The sequence below is a fragment of the Streptomyces camponoticapitis genome (genome assembly GCF_014646115.1).
GTDB lineage: Bacteria > Actinomycetota > Actinomycetes > Streptomycetales > Streptomycetaceae > Streptomyces > Streptomyces camponoticapitis.
The window spans coordinates 125,275-139,486 of sequence record NZ_BMMV01000018.1 but is presented as its reverse complement, the minus strand read 5'-3'; the positions used below and the strand labels follow the sequence as shown (position 1 = coordinate 139,486).

Annotated in this window: 11 protein-coding genes; 1 reads left to right on the top strand and 10 read right to left on the bottom strand. The window is 73.4% G+C overall.

The genetic code is table 11. From position 1 onward, the window contains the following. Positions 1 to 54 precede the first annotated feature (54 nt). Positions 55 to 1,353: an FAD-dependent oxidoreductase gene (locus tag IEY79_RS25205; protein WP_189109870.1), complete on the bottom strand. Its 1,299-nt coding sequence runs from the start codon at positions 1,351 to 1,353 to the stop codon at positions 55 to 57. Between the two features lie 62 nt (positions 1,354 to 1,415). Then, positions 1,416 to 2,819 carry a carboxylate--amine ligase gene (locus tag IEY79_RS25200; RefSeq protein WP_189109869.1) on the bottom strand — a complete coding sequence of 468 codons (1,404 nt, stop codon included), beginning with the start codon at positions 2,817 to 2,819 and terminating at the stop codon, positions 1,416 to 1,418. A gap of 146 nt (positions 2,820 to 2,965) precedes the next feature. On the opposite strand from IEY79_RS25200, the gene IEY79_RS25195 reads away from it, so the two are divergent. Beyond that, entirely contained in the window at positions 2,966 to 4,156 is a 1,191-nt protein-coding gene (locus IEY79_RS25195; RefSeq protein ID WP_189109868.1) for a glycoside hydrolase family 26 protein, read from the top strand. 32 nt (positions 4,157 to 4,188) lie between these two features. Here IEY79_RS25195 and IEY79_RS25190 read toward each other — a convergent pair whose 3' ends face one another. The 8 genes from IEY79_RS25190 to IEY79_RS25155 all read right to left on the bottom strand — a co-directional run bounded on the left by IEY79_RS25190 (position 4,189) and on the right by IEY79_RS25155 (position 14,192). After that, positions 4,189 to 5,397: a GNAT family N-acetyltransferase gene (locus IEY79_RS25190; protein WP_189109867.1), complete on the bottom strand. Its 1,209-nt coding sequence runs from the start codon at positions 5,395 to 5,397 to the stop codon at positions 4,189 to 4,191. Beyond that, positions 5,397 to 6,062, bottom strand: a complete 666-nt coding sequence (locus IEY79_RS25185; RefSeq protein ID WP_189109866.1) for a YveK family protein — start codon at positions 6,060 to 6,062, stop codon at positions 5,397 to 5,399. Before IEY79_RS25185 ends, IEY79_RS25190 begins: the two co-directional genes overlap by 1 nt. A gap of 7 nt (positions 6,063 to 6,069) precedes the next feature. Further along, on the bottom strand, positions 6,070 to 7,257 hold the full coding sequence (locus tag IEY79_RS25180) for a glycosyltransferase (protein ID WP_189109865.1): 1,188 nt from the start codon (positions 7,255 to 7,257) through the stop codon (positions 6,070 to 6,072). After that, positions 7,254 to 8,045, bottom strand: coding sequence for a polysaccharide deacetylase family protein (locus IEY79_RS25175; protein ID WP_229701109.1), 792 nt, complete (start codon positions 8,043 to 8,045; stop codon positions 7,254 to 7,256). The genes IEY79_RS25180 and IEY79_RS25175 overlap by 4 nt, the downstream gene beginning before the upstream one ends. After that, positions 8,035 to 9,861: a murein biosynthesis integral membrane protein MurJ gene (gene murJ / locus IEY79_RS25170; protein ID WP_229701108.1), complete on the bottom strand. Its 1,827-nt coding sequence runs from the start codon at positions 9,859 to 9,861 to the stop codon at positions 8,035 to 8,037. Before murJ ends, IEY79_RS25175 begins: the two co-directional genes overlap by 11 nt. Further along, positions 9,858 to 11,243 (bottom strand): O-antigen ligase family protein, encoded by a 1,386-nt coding sequence (locus tag IEY79_RS25165; protein ID WP_229701114.1) that lies wholly within the window; start codon positions 11,241 to 11,243, stop codon positions 9,858 to 9,860. Before IEY79_RS25165 ends, murJ begins: the two co-directional genes overlap by 4 nt. Positions 11,244 to 11,340: 97 nt before the next feature. After that, the gene (locus IEY79_RS25160; protein ID WP_229701107.1) at positions 11,341 to 12,981 is read right to left on the bottom strand and encodes a sugar transferase; all 1,641 of its coding nucleotides are present in this window, start codon (positions 12,979 to 12,981) and stop codon (positions 11,341 to 11,343) included. Beyond that, positions 12,978 to 14,192 carry a glycosyltransferase gene (locus tag IEY79_RS25155; RefSeq protein WP_229701106.1) on the bottom strand — a complete coding sequence of 405 codons (1,215 nt, stop codon included), beginning with the start codon at positions 14,190 to 14,192 and terminating at the stop codon, positions 12,978 to 12,980. The genes IEY79_RS25160 and IEY79_RS25155 overlap by 4 nt, the downstream gene beginning before the upstream one ends. Positions 14,193 to 14,212: the final 20 nt, after the last annotated feature.

The following is a 14,212-nucleotide window of genomic DNA, read 5'->3' as shown; positions in this document are numbered from 1 at the left end:
ACACGCCGCCCACGCGGTATGTCCGGCGGCCGGGGAGACCGGCGGCGGCCCGGTTCAGAACCTCTCCATCCAGTTCGTCTGCGCCGCACCGGCCGGGAGCGTCTCGCGGGGTTCTCCCGGGTGGACGTGCCGGGGGCCCGTCCCCAGGCGCCGTCGCACCCCGCGTACCACCCGTCCCGCCGTGTACGTCGCGCCGAAGACGAAACGCATCGACGGGCCGAACGACGGGGCGCTGAGCAGACCGGCCACGAACAGACCGGGGTGCGACGTCTCGAAGACGGCGTCCGTCTCGGGGGCACCGCTCGCGCCCACGGTGCGCAGGCTCCGGCGCAGCCGCTCGTCGAGCACTCCCGTCCTGTCCAGGCCGGGAGTGAAGCCGGTGGCGGCGATGACATGGTCGGTGGTGACCGCCTCGGACCCGCGGCCCGAGACCAGGTCGAGCCGGAGCCGACCCCTGGCGGGAGCGGCGGCGGCGACGCTCTCGCCCAGCCGGACGTCCACGGTCCGCTCGAACCGCTCCCGCAGCCACCAGGCGCCGGCCGGGCCGAGCGCCGAGGTGAAGACCCGGGCCCGGGTCGAGGCGGGCAGGCGGTGGAAGAGGCCGGGGGTCCGGGCGTAGAGCCAGTTGTTCCAGCCGCAGCCCAGGCCCGTGTGCGGAGTGCGGGCGGCCTCTCCGAGGGGGCGTTCGAGGGGCGGCGGGAGGGTGTTCCAGTTCAGCCGCCGGGACCGCGCGACCACCCGTACGGTCGTGCCCTGTTCGGCGAGGAGCGTCGCGGTCTCCAGCGCGGCCTGGCCCGCGCCGACGACCGTCACGTCCATGCCCTTGAAGCGCCTGAGGTCCGCGTGGTCGACGCTGTGCGACACCCGCTCGGGCGGCAGCGCGCGCAGCGGGGCGGGGATGTCGGCGTACGGCCGGACTCCGACGGCCAGCACCACCGTGCGGGCGAGAACCGTCTCGCCGTCCCCGCCGGACGCGGGGTCGTCGCCGACGGTGACCTCGAAGCCGCCCCCGGCGCGGGGACGTACGGCGGTGACGGTCCGTTCCTCCACCGGCGGCGCGGCCCGGGCGGCGAACCAGAGGCCGTACGCGGCGAAGAACCCGACCGGCAGCGGGACCCCGTGCTGGGCCTGCACCCCCTGGGTCGCCGCGTAGGCGGCCAGCCCGTACTCGCCCTTGGGGTCGGACAGGTTCGACGCCCACGGCTCCGACTTCAGGAACATGCCGGGCGGCATCCCGTCCCGCCAGGCCTCCATCGGCCTGCCGAACACCCGGGGCTGGAGACCGGCCGCCGCCGCGTGCGAGGCGATGGACAGTCCGTAGGGTCCGGCACCCACAACTACCAGGTCCTGCATAGAAGTTCGCCGCTCTCTCTACTCTCGGGGCCCGCCGGTCGGTGACCGGCGCTCGGTGCCGGTCAGCGCGGGACGGGTGGGGTGGTGCTGTCGGGTGCGGCGTCCGGGGCGCGCCGGCGCTGGCGTACGCCGGACAGGAGCGAACGCGGCACCCGCTCGGGCGCAGGCAGCCCGGTCCCCGGCCGGGGACCGGGCCGGAGCCGGAGCCGGCGCGCGCTCCCGCGCGCGGCGTGCAGGAGCCAGGCCGCGGTCATGGCGTACGCGGGCCGCGGGTCGTCCCGCGCGAACCACGCGGCCTCCGTGCTCAGCGGCCGGATCCGCCGGGCCCTCATGTGCGCCCGCGCCGGCTTCCGGCGCCCGGCCGAGGACAGCGCGGACAGCAGCGCGTAATGCTCGACCACGAAGGTCCGGCCGTGCGCCGGGACCAGTGGGGGGACGGGGCGCCCGGTGAGGTCCAGATGCAGCGCCCGTACGACGTCCGTGCCGGCCGGGTCGGTGAAGAGCCGGAACTGGGCGCCGGGCCTGGGGTTGAAGTCGAGCAGGTGGTACGCGCCGGTGGCGGCGTCGAGCCGGAAGTCGAGGTCGACGATCCCCCGGTAGCCGAGCGCCGCGATCACCTCGCCCGCCAGCCGCTCCACGGTGGGGTTGGGCAGCCACCGGCCGACCGCGGTCAGCCCGGCGGCCACCGGCCACGATCTCTCCTTGCGTCCGGTCGCGCCGATCAGGAGCGTGCCGTCGCCGCCGCTGTAGCCGTGGAAGAACCAGTCCAGATCGCGCCCGCGCGGCAGCATCTCCTGGAGCAGCAGCCGGCTCCCCGCCTCCGCGCTGCGCCCGAACAGCTCCCTCGCCTCGCGCGGCGAGCGCACCACGACGGTGCTGCGCAGCCCGGAGCCCTGGGGCAGCAGCCACGGACGGCTCCACTTGGCGACCACCGGCAGCCCCAGTGTCCAGGCCGCCCGTGCGGCCTCCCCGCGGCTGCCGGGGACCGCCGTGCGGGGGTGCGGCAGCCCGAGGGTGGAGCAGATCGCGGCCAGCTCCGCCTTGTCGGCGACCCGCTCCGGCAGGCCTGACGGCTGTTCAGGCAGGAGATAGCGGCCGGCCAGCCGGGGTCTCAGCCGGGCGACCGAGATGGCGCTCAGATCGTCGAGGGGGACGAGAACGGCGGGGGTGCCGAGCTGCTCGGAGATCCGCAGCAGCAGCCCGTGCAGCTCCTCCCCCTCGTCGGCCGCCGTTGCCCGCGGCCCCGTACCGCACCCCGGCGCATGGCCTGAGACGCGGTCAGGACGCGGATGGCCGCTGTGCAGATACCGGGAGCTGGCGACGGGGCTGCGCGGCGACTCGATCACCGCGTGGACCGTGATACCCGCCCGGCCGAGGGATCTGACGGCGCCAAGGGTCCCGTGGTGGAACGGATTCCGGTCGAGCCGCACGAGGACGGCGGGGACGCTGATGTCAAAGCTCGCCACGGTGGTGTCCTTCATTTCGATGGCCCATGCGAGGGGTGAAATCCACGAACGGTCTAGTCAAAGGGCGGACCGGATTCCCGATCGGCTTATTAGAAATACTTTCGGAGCAGCGCGACACGGAATGCGTCCCCTCATGAGGAGCACACATGGCCTATCGACGTCGACGGCTGATCAGCACCTTGGCGGGTGTCATCACGGCCGGCCTCCTTGCTTCAGGTTCCGCGCTGCCGATGGCGAGTCATGCCGCCGGCCCCGACGCCCCCGGAAGTAAGGAACCACCGGTGGTGAAATCACCGGCGATGGGCGCGTACCTCGATTTCGGTCCCGAGGGCGTCCGCCGTATCGCCGGAATGCAGAGGTGGCTCGGCGGTACGGAACTGCGGGTCGGGCACTCGTACCTCCCCGGCGACGTCTGGTCAAACATCGAGGGCAGCCCGAGCTACCTGAAGGACTGGGCCGACTGGAAGAAGGCCCGCGACGACCGCATGTTCGTACTCAACGTCCCGATGCTCGAACGCACCGAGGGCCGGGTCCGCGACATGGCCGTCCGCAAGGAACTGCGCCGTGGAGCGAGGGGGGACTACGACCGGCACTTCCAGATCCTGGCCGAGCGGCTCGTCTCCCTCGGTGTGCCGGACACGGTCGTCGTGCTCGGCTGGGAGATGAACGGCACCACGTACACCCATCGCTGCGCCCCCGACCCGCAGGCGTGGAAGGCGTACTGGAAGCGGATCGTCGGTGCCATGCGCGCCGTGCCCGGCCAGGAATTCCGTTTCGATTTCGCTCCGAACCGCGGAAGGGACGCCATTCCCTGGACCGAGTGCTATCCGGGCGACGACGTCGTGGACATCGTGGGGATGGACTCCTATGACCAGCCGCCGGGGCGGACGTTCGAGGAGCAGGTGAATGAGCCGCTCGGGCTCCGTCACCATGTGGACTTCGCCGCTCAGCATGGAAAGGTTATCTCCTATCCGGAGTGGGGCCTCTTCCGAAACGGCGACAACCCCGAATACATGCGGGGCATGCTCAAGTGGATCAAAGACCAACGGCCGCTCTATCACACGCTCACTGATTACTGCCCGCACGGCGTATATCAGTGCCATGAGAATCCGCGCTCCGCGAACGTGTTCCGCTCGATGCTGTACGGGCAGAACGCCGGATCGGAGCCCGGCGTCCCGCCCGCCACGCCTGTCGAGCCCCGGCCGGACCCCAGCACCCCGGCGAGGCCCGAGACGCCGTCGAGCTGCAAGCCGCTGACGCTCAGTTCATGGATCGAGACACTCCTCGGCAAGAGGATCTGCCTCCGCTTCGGCGGGTGGGAGCGCTGGCTGACCTGACCTGACCGGTCACCGTCCCGGCGGCGGCAGGGTCATTCCTTGCCGCCGCCCCGGCGTGTGCGCTTCGCCAGGCCCGCCTTCATCGCCGGCAGCCGCTCGTTGACCAGGACGGCGGCCCGGCCGCGCGCGGCGGCGTGGGCGGCGACCAGCCGCAGCGAGGGCGCCATCATCGCCCGCGCCATCAGCAGCCGCTGGTTGCAGACGGTCTCCGGGCGCCAGTGGTGCTTGTACGGCTCGTTGCCGCGCAGCATGCTCAGCGTCGAGCGCCCGTCGGCGCTGGTCCGCCGGGCGCTCTCGCGCAGCAGCATCGTGGCGACGTCGACCTTCCGGTCGCGCAGCATCGGGTCGGCGCCGTACAGATAACCGCCCGCGAGCCGTGGTGACATCAGGGTGAGGTCCGCCGCGACCACCTCTCCCCCGAGCAGGAACTCGGTGACCATCGCGTCGCCGCACTCCACCATGGCCCGCACCGAGCGGGTCAGGTGCTGTGCGAAGCGTGCGCTGAGGTGTTCCTGGGTGACACCGCGTCCCTGCCACTGGAGCCGGTGGAGATGGAGAAGCCGTTCGACGGCGGTCGGGATCTCGTCGCCGGGCACCACGCGTTCCTCGATGCCGGCCGACTCGATCTTGCGGATCTTGGCCCTGACGCGCTGGGCGCGGGAGGACGAGAGACGGCCGAGCAGTTCGTCGATGGGGACGGCGGGCAGTTCGAGGCAGGGCGAGTCGGGCAGCGTGTCGCGCGGACCGTCCCAGCACTCGTAGACCCGTTCGACGGCGGCGCCGGGCCGTACCTCCCTGAGGTCGATCACGGCGGTGCGCGCGGCGTTGGCGAGGGCCTTGGCGAGCGCCGGGGCCGCGCTGTCGGCGCAGTCGTCGTCGATCAGGACGTCGGAGAAGTCGGAGATGGAGCCGCCGAGATGGACGAGGACGGGGAACGGCCGGTGGACCAGCATCAGCGGCGCCGCGCCGACGAGGGTGCCGTCACGGCGCAGGAGGACGACGCGGAGCCGGCCGGCGGTGCCGTACGACAGCCACCAGGAGTGCAGCCACGCGTGGCTCTGGAAGGGGGTGGCGGAGCCGGAGCGGCGGTGGAGCGCGTTCCACTCGGCCGCGAGGGAGCCGAACCGGTCGGGGTCCCGGCAGATCTCGGAGGTCAGTGCGGTGAAGGTGCCTCTGCCGACGGTCTTGCCCGGGGCCGCGCCCGCCCGCAGGGTGCGTCTGGTGGTCGATTCCGCGGCCATCACACGCTCTCCGTCTGTGGCACGGGGGCCGCCGAAGGAGCGGGAACAGGCGCGTGCACCTCGTCGCGCCGGCGCTTCGGGCGGACCAGAACGACGAGTCCGGCGAGGAGTCCGCCCGCGGCGGCGCCGACGAGCGCGGCCAGCGGCGCCGACGGCGACACGGGGCTGGTGGGCTTGACCGCGCGGGAGAACTGGACCACCCGGACGTTCGTACTGCCCTGCATCTGCGTGCCGTTGAGCACCAGTGAGCGTGCGACACCGTCGGCCATGCTGACGGCCGCCTGCCGGCCGCTGGAGGTGGCGGTCACCGAGATCATCGGGGCGTCGGGCGAGGTGACCGTGGTGACGTTCTCCCTGAGGACCTTCGCGGAGACCCCGGCCCACACCTGGGCGTCGCCGACGGCGGCGACCTGCGAGGCGACCCGCCCGTACGCCTGCGCGAAGCCGAGCGCGGCGGCGGGGTCGGTCTTGTCGGTCGGTACGACGAGTACGTAGCTGGTGGCGGAGTACTGCGGGGTACGGAGCGTTCCGTACGCGCCGCCCGCGAGCGCCCCGATCAGGACGCCCACCGGCACGATCCACCAGACGGACAGGGCCCTGATCCTCGCCAGGACGCGGCCGGGCCATGAGCCCTCGCGGCGCCGGCCGCTCTCTTTCTCGGTCATCGGGAACTCACTCCTCGGGGGTGGCTGGGCGGCGGACGGGGCGCGCGTACGAGCCGCCGTTCCGGCGCAGGGCGTGGTCGTAGACGGACATCAGCTGTTCGGCGCTGCGGGAGATGTCGTAGTGGCGCGCGGCGGGCGGTACCGGCAGTCGGCGGGGGCCTTCTCCGGAGGTGAACCGCTCCTGGAATGTGGTCAGTTCGGCGACGAGGCCGGAGACCGTCCCGCTGATCTGGCGCGCGCCCGGTGCCGCTTCGGCGGGCAGGTCGGTCAGGGCGGGGCAGGTGACGTGCAGGACGGGCAGCCCGGCGGCCAGGCCCTCGACCATCGCGAGCCCGAACGCCTCGTCCTCGGAGGTGGAGACGAAGACGTCCATGGCGGCGAAAAGTGACGGGAGGTCAGGTCCGGTGTCGGCGGCGGGGTTCGGCGGCGGGTCCTCGCAGGCGCCGGGCGTCAGGACGCGGTCGTCGGCCCCCAACTCGGCTGCCAGGGCGCGCAGTCGGTCGCGCTCGGGGCCCTCGCCGACCAGCAGGAGGCGGGCGCCGGGCAGTGCGGCGACGGCTCTGATCAGGGTGTCGAAGCGCTTGCCGGGGCTGAGTCTGCCGACGCCGCCGACGACGAACGCGTCTGCGGGCAGGCCGAGTTCGGCCCGCGTCTTGTGCCGGGCCGTCTCGTCGTAGCCGAAGCGCGGCACGTCGATGCCGTTGGGCACGACATGGATACGGTCCCGGCGTACGCCCCAGCGGCGCAGCCGGTGCGCGACGGTCGTCGAGACGGCGACGGTCGCCGAGCCGAGGCGCTCGCTGCCGAGGTAGAGCGCGCGGGCGCCGGTGGTCAGCGGACGGCCCTCGATCTGGGTGGCACCGAGCGAGTGCTCGGTGGCGACGACGGTCCGTACGCCCGCGAGGCGTGCGGCGAGGCGGCCGTACACACAGGCGCGGTAGAGGTGCGTGTGGACCAGGTCGTACCGGCCGTCCTTGATCAGCCGGGTCAGCCGGGGCAGCGCGCCGAGGTCACGGTTGCCTCTTATGTCGAGGTTCGTGACCGGGCAGCCGTCGGCGGTGATCCCCCGTGCGACGGCGCCCGGGTTGGTGAGCGTGACGACGGCGCTGTCGGTGGGCAACTGGCGCAGCAACAGGCGTAGTTGCTGCTCGGCGCCGCCGATGCCGAGGCCGGTGATGACGTGCAGCACCTTCATGCGCCGCCGCCCTCGCCCGTGGTCGCGGGCTCGGCGGGCAGGGAGGCGGGGCCGTACGGGACGTACGGGACCGGCTCGCGGCGCCGGCCGTGCAGCGCGCGCTTCAGGAAGAGCCGGAAGGATGTGTCCTCCTGGCCGATGTGCACACGCGGCAGCGCGAACAGGCCGGTGAGCGGGCCGGGGCTGATGCCGACCGCGTACCGGTAACCGGCGTCCCGTACGGCGGTCGTGGCGCGCTCGTCGACCGTGCCGTACGGATAGCAGAACCCGGTCACCTCCCCGCCCGTGATCTCGCACAGCGCCTCGCGGCTGCCGCGCGTCTCCTCGGTCAGCAGCGCGTCGTCCGCCTCGGTGAGATCGGTGTGACGCAGCCCGTGCGAGCCGACCTCCATACCGGCCGCCGCCGCCTCGCGGATGCCGTCCGCCGTCAGGAGCGGCTTGCGCGGGCCGAGGCTGTCCCATTCGTTGGTGCCGCCGAGCCGGCCGGGGAGCACGTAGACGGTGGCGGTGAACTCGTACCGGTGCAGCAGCGGCACGGCGTTCGTCAGGAAGTCGGCGTAACCGTCGTCGAACGTCAGCCCGACGAGTCCGGCGTCACGGCCCCGTGCGCGGGCGACCAGCAGGCGCTCCATGCTCACGCCGGTGAGCCCGCGGCGGCGCATCCAGCGCAGCTGCCGGTCGAGCCGGTCGGGCGAGACCGTCACCTGGTAGGGGTCCTCGGTCGAGTCGGTGATCGAGTGGTACATGGCTGCCCACAGGGGGCCTGCGGAGACCGTGTCAGCGGACATCGATGAGCTTTCGTGTGGCGGAGCGGACGAGGGAGTCGATCTCGGGTACCTGGAGGGCCCGTGCGATGACGAGGAACACCGTGGCGACGACCAGACAGGCGACGGCCGCCGCCGGCACGGGTGCGGGGATGAGGGCGCCGCAGAGCCATCCGGCGCCGGTGGCGGCAGCGGCGGCGGCGCTGAGTTTGACGAGCCCGCCCGTCATGTGGCGGACCCGCACGGGGACGCTGTGCCGGGCGACACCGCCCAGCAGCAGAGCGGCGGTGACCGTGATGCCCAGCGCGTTGCCCGCCGCGATCCCGAGGACACCCCAGGTGCCGACGAGCAGTGCGCCGCCCGCGGTGGTGAGGGCGAGACCGACGAGCATGGCGAGCGCCGGGAACCACAGGGGACGCGCGGCGGAGAAGTAGCAGCGGACGAGGGCCCCGACGAGGGTGTGGCCGAGCAGCCCCAGTGCGTACACACGCATCACGGCGGCGGTGGCCGCCGTGTCCGCCCGGTCGAAAGCACCGCGCTGGAAGAGGATTTCGATGATCTGCGGTGCGCACGCGACGACGGTCGCGGCGCCCACGAGCACGATGACACCGGCGAGGGCGAGGTCGCGTTCGACGCGCCGCCTGGCCCGGTCGGTATCCCCGGCCGCCATGGCGCGGGCGACGACGGGGAAGGTGACCGTGCAGAGCATCAGGGACAGCACCATCGGCATCTGCGCGACCTTCTGCGCGTAGTTGAGATGCGAGATGGCGCCGGCGGGCAGGGGCGCGGCGAGGAAGCGTTCGATGAGGACCTGGGACTGGCGGCTGAGCGCGAAGACGATGACGGGGGCGAGCAGTCCGAGGACGACGAGCGGCCGGCCGGTGCCGGGCTGGTCGTCGGACGGCTCGTGGACCGGCTCCACCGCGCGGCGCTCGCGCAGTCTGCGCCAGACGACCGGCGCCTGGACGAGGACCATCAGGACCCCGCCGAGGGCGACCCCGACGGCCGCCGCACGCACCCCGAGCCGGTCGCTGAGGATCAGCATCGTGGCGATGATGCCGACGTTGTACGCGACGTAGATCATCGCGGGCGGTACGAAGCTGCCGTGCGCCCGCAGCGCTGCGCTGAAGTATCCGGCGATGCCGAAACTGAACGCGCAGGTGGCCGTCAACCGGGTGCAGTCGACGGCCAGTCGGGTGTCCGGGAGGCCGGGGGCCAGGGCGGCGACCACCCAGGGCGCCGCCAGCATCAGCAGGACGGCGCCGGCGCTGAGCACGAGCAGCAGACTCGGCAGGGTCGTACGCAGCAGGGCGTGCACGGGGTCGCGGTCGGACTCAGGGCCTGGTGGCGAGTTGGGCAGGAGTGGCCGGCGCGCGGCCCTGCGCGCGAGCGCGAGGCTGAACGCGGGCACCAGGATGAGCGCCATCGCGTCCTCGATGAGCAGCGTCGACGCGACTTCGGGGACGGTCCAGGCGACGAGGAAGGCGTCGGTGTCGGGGCCCGCCCCGTAGAGGTGGGCGATGGTCTGGTCGCGTACGAGACCGAGCAGCGCCCCGGCGGCGGTGAGGACGGCGGTCACCAGGGCGGCGCGGGCGAGGAAACGGCCGGAGAGGTGGCCGGTGCGGCTGCCCGGATCGGCCGCGCCCGCGTCGGCTTTGTCGGCCGGCGGGGTCGAGGGGGGCGGTGGCCTGCGGCTGGGAACGGCGGGCTGCTGGGCGGTCTGAGTTTTCTGAAGGGTCCGGGCGGCCTGACTGTTCTGAGCGTTCTGAGCGTTCTGAGCGGATTCGGCGGGCACGGCGGGTTCCGTCGGCGACTGCGTCGCGTCGGTCAGATCGCTCACGCCACGCCAACTTCCGTGGCGGTACGCCGACCTGTGCCCCGGTCCGTGCCCAGGTCCGCGCCGCCGCCCTCCCGGCGGTCCGCCCGGCGGTCGAGCGCCCACCACGCGGCCAGGCCGAGCACGACGGCGGTCAGCACCGTCGAGGGCCCGCCGATGTCCGCGTAACCGAAGTCCACCAGCTGCCAGATCAGCAGCCCGGCGGCGACCAGCGCGCAGTCGACGCCCGTATGCCCGCGCCGCGCGCCGGGCAGTCGCCGCAGCGCCAGCACGAGCAGTGCCACCCAGCTCCCGGCCAGCGCCAGCAGACCGACGATCCCCTGCTCGCTGAGGACCAGCAGATACATGTTGTGCGGCGAGAGCAGCGGCTGGCGCTGGAACGCCTTGCCCGCGCCGGCGGTGTCGCTGCCCGACGAGAGCGCGACCGAGGAGTGGCTGTCGCGGTAGGCGGGGAAGCCCTTCAGCCCCACGCCGGTCACCGGGTCGGTGCGCCACATCCCGGCCGCCGCGGCCCACATCGTGTACCGGTCGGTGACCGATCTGTCGGGCGCCTCGGTGACCTCGGTGATGCTGCCGAGCCGTTCCGAGACCATCTGCGAGCCGATGCCGAGTCCGCCGACGAGTACGACGCCGAGCGCCGCCCCCACGAGCGCGACCCGGGCCGCGCGGCGCAGTCCGGCGAGCGCGAGTTGCAGCGTGACGGCCACGACCGTCGCGATCCACGCGCCCCGGCTGAAGGAGAGCACGAGCGGCAGGAAGAGCAGTGCGGCGCAGACGAGCGCGGCGGCCCGCTGCCGGCGCGGCACCTCGCGCCCACCGCCCGGGCCGGGCTCAGACCCCGCGCCCAGGGCCAGTCCGACGGCGGCGACCAGGCCGTACGACACGACGGTGGCCATGCCCATGACGTCGGTGGGTCCGAACGTGCCGACCGCGCGGACGTCCTCGCCCATGTACGAGGCGCCGGTGCCGGTCAGGTACTGGACAACGCCGACGAGCCCCTGCACCAGCGCGAGGACCACCATCGACCAGGCGACGAGCCGGAAGTCCCGGCGGTGTCTGATCAGCAGCAGCAGCGCGCCGGGCACGAGCACGAAGATCTGGAGGTAGCGCGCCACACCGGGCAGGCTCGACGCGGGGTCGTACGACGTGATCGCGGCGACGCACACGCCGAACACGGGAAGTCCGAGGACCAGCGCGGCCGTTCGGGTCAGCGGCCGGGAGCGGTCGCGCAGCACCCGTACGAGACAGAAGACGACCAGCAGCGCGGACGCGGCGTCGGCCACCGTCCCGGAGCCGGCCGAGCCATCCCCGGCGGGACCGGCGACCGGAACGGCGAGGAGCGCGACCACCGCCAGGACGGGCAGCACCGGGGCCGCCCGGCGCAGCGCCTCGCGCCAGTCCCGTTCGGCGGAGGCGGGGCGGGGAAGGGGATCGGATTCGGTACGGGGGGCCAGGAGCAGCGTGCCTCGGGCGTCGGCCACGTCAGCTCCCCGCCGGGCGTACGAGGGAGAGGGCGGTTCGGATGATGATGCACACGTCCTGCCACAACGACCAGTGGTCGATGTAGTGGTTGTCGAATCGGGAGCGGTCCTCGATGGAGGTGTCCCCGCGCAGCCCGTGGACCTGCGCGAGACCGGTGATACCGACGGGCATCCGGTGGCGTGCCGCGTAACCGGGGTGGGTCTTGCTGAAGTTGGCGACGAAGAAGGGGCGTTCGGGGCGGGGGCCGACGAGGCTCATGTCGCCCCGCAGGACGTTCCAGATCTGCGGCAGTTCGTCCATCGACGTACGGCGCAGGAGATGGCCCACGGCGCTCATCCGCCGGTCGTTGGCGACGGACCAGCGGGTGGCGGCCTCGTGGTCGTCGGCCGGGCGCAGGGTGCGGAACTTCAGCAGGGTGAAGGGGCGCCCGTGCTGCCCGATGCGTTCCTGACGGAACAGGATCCCGGGGCCGTCGAGGAACCGTACGGCGAGCGCGCAGACCAGCAGCACCGGTGAGATCCCGAGCAGGATGGGGCCGGCGACGGCGACGTCGAGCAGTCGCTTGGCGAAGGTGCCCCGGCGCGCGGTGGGCGGGGGGACACGGCGGCAGGTGAAGCCCCAGAGGTGCTGCGACATGCCGCCGCCGGTCCCGCTTCCGCCGACGAACCAGGTGCCGCAGCCGTACTCGTGGAAGAGCGCGACCAGCCCGGTCCGGTCCGCCTCGGCCCCGGGGGTCGTACCGCCCCGGGTGTCGTCGAGGAACACCGCGTGCCGTACGCCGTTCTGGATGACGGCGCGGTGGATCTCCTCGATGCTGCTCAGCACGGGGAGCGCGGGAACGGGTGGGTCCGCGTCGGTGTCGGCCTCGGACGGGTGCTCCTGGTCGTGCCGCTCGCCGGTCCTGTCGCCGCGTACGGGGGCGACGACGCCGACGGGCCGCAGGCCGTACACGGGGTGCTGGGCGAGCAGCGCGGCGAGCCGCGCCGCCTCCGGCCCCGTGCCCACGACCAGCGCGGAGCTGAGCCGGTTCCGCGCCGTGTGCCGCCGGTATCCGTGGACGAGCGCCCGGCAGCAGCAGGCGCCGAGTAACTGAGTCGTACTGCCCACCAGCAGGGCGGTGAGGCTCAGCGCGTGCCCGGGGAAGAGCGCGGCCAGCATCGCGGCGGCCACGCACCAGGCGACGAGGACACGCGCGGCCAGCGCGGGGAGTTCGTCCAGTGCGGTGCGCGGTCCCGACCGGCGGTAGAGGCCGGCGTACGCGTTGAGGACGGCGACGCAGACCATGAGCTGCGCGATCAGCGCCAGATGGCGCTGTGCGGAGTCGAGTACGACGGTGCCGAGCAGGGCGGCCGCCCAGTCGGCGGCGATGAGCGGCAGCGCGAAGCGCAGGGGCGCGGCCGTACGGCGCCGGGACGGCAGAGCGACGCGGTCGGTCGCGTCGCGCTGGGCCGCGATCGGCACGAATCCGAGCGGCGGCAGGCCGGTGCCGGTGAACGTCGCCTGGCCGACCCCGCCCGGTCCGGCGAGCGCGCCGGGTCCGTTACCGCCGGGCTCCCTGTCCCGCTCTCCGACACCCGCTGCCGGGTGGCCCGTCGGTCCGCGCCCGGAGGGTGCGGGGACGCTGGTGCTTTCCGTGGTCACTGGGGGATCGGCTCCCTGCGCTCGGAGCGCGGCACGGCGGCCACGTCGCGGTACACGTCTGCGATTGCCCTTGCGGTCTGCCGTACGTCATAGGTGCTGCGTACGTATTCGTGGCCCTGGCGGCCGAAGTTCTCGCGCAGCGTCCGGTCGCGCAGCAGCACGGTGATCGCCCTCGCGGTGGCGGTGTGGTCCTCCGGCGCGGTCAGACAGTGCGCCCGCTGGGCGGGCGGCAGGCTCTCGCTCGCCCCATCCACGTCGCTGAGCAGGACGGTGCGCCCGCTGGCCATGGCTTCGAGCGGCGCGACCGCCATGCCTTCCCAGCGCGAGGGGAGTACGACGAGATCGGCGGCGCGGTACCAGGGCGCGGTGTCCCGTACGGTGCCGGCGAAGAGCACCGACGGCGGGGCGTCCTCGCGCAGCCGCTCGGCGTCGGGGCCGTCGCCGACGAGCACCAGGCGCGCCTCCGGCATCCGGTCGAGGACCAGGGGCCAGGCCCGTAGCAGGATGTCCTGGCCCTTCTGGCGGCAGATCCGGCCCACGCACGCGACGAGGGGCGTGTCCGGGGGGAGTTCGGCGAGCTGGGGAAGCGCGGCGCGGGCGGCTGCCGTCGAGGCGAGGCCGCCGGGGGTATCCGCCGGGCGGAAGCGGTCGGCGTCGACGCCGTTGTGCACGACGGACCAGGGCGCCCGTACGCCGGCGCGCTCCCCCCGGCCCCGCTCGGCCTCGCTCACACAGACGACGCGCGCCGTCCAGCGGGCTGCCAGGCGCTCCCAGCCCCGGGCGAGGGCGGCCGTCGTGCCGCTGACCGCCTCGAACGACCAGGCGTGCGGCTGGAACACGGTCGGGATCCGTCCCCGGACGGCCAGGCGCCCGGCGAAGCCGGCCTTCGCGCTGTGCGCGTGCACCACGTCGGGCCGGATCCGCCCGACCAGTTCGGCGACCCGCCGGATCTCGGCGGGCAGTTTGAACCCGGGGTCGCGGGTCGCTTCCCAGACCTCGGTCTCGGCGCCCAGCGCGGCGGCGTCGGGGCCGAGGGGCCCCTTTTCGGGGCAGGCGACGACGACCCGCATTCCGTCGCCGACTTGTGCCCGTACGAGATCCGCGACGACCCGGCCCACTCCTCCGTCGACCGGCTGGACGAGATGGAGCACCGTGAAGCCGGGACCGGGTCTGTGCATTGGTGGGCGCACGCGCAAACTCACTCCACTCATGGTCTCTGGGGTGTCGCGGA